This window comes from Psychrobacter sp. GW64-MNA-CIBAN-0177, assembly GCF_040309585.1.
GTDB lineage: Bacteria > Pseudomonadota > Gammaproteobacteria > Pseudomonadales > Moraxellaceae > Psychrobacter > Psychrobacter okhotskensis.
Genome location: NZ_JBEOOY010000560.1, coordinates 1 through 240 on the forward strand (window position 1 = coordinate 1; position 240 = coordinate 240).

1 protein-coding gene is annotated in these 240 nt (G+C 44.2%); it reads right to left on the reverse strand.

Annotation, left to right across the window (positions count from 1 at the left end):
* On the reverse strand, window positions 1-240 hold a 240-nt coding region (locus tag AAEY79_RS16220; RefSeq protein WP_352289773.1), incomplete at both ends, for a hypothetical protein.

Genomic DNA, 240 nt, shown 5'->3' on the forward strand with positions numbered 1-240 from the left:
GTCTGCACCAGTGTCATTGCTAACTATGTTTGTCAAAACTGGCCTATGATAGGCTGTCGTCACACTGTTGTTATTAGAAAACAGCGTACTATTGTCATTAAAATCATTGCTATTGATATGACTGCTATCAGCAATCATATCTAATGGCCCAGTCGCAGCTGCTGTCGGCATCCACCAAGGTATCGCTGCCGCAGGACATTCTACATCCCTTAACGCTTGCCCTTCTTCACTACCTATTAC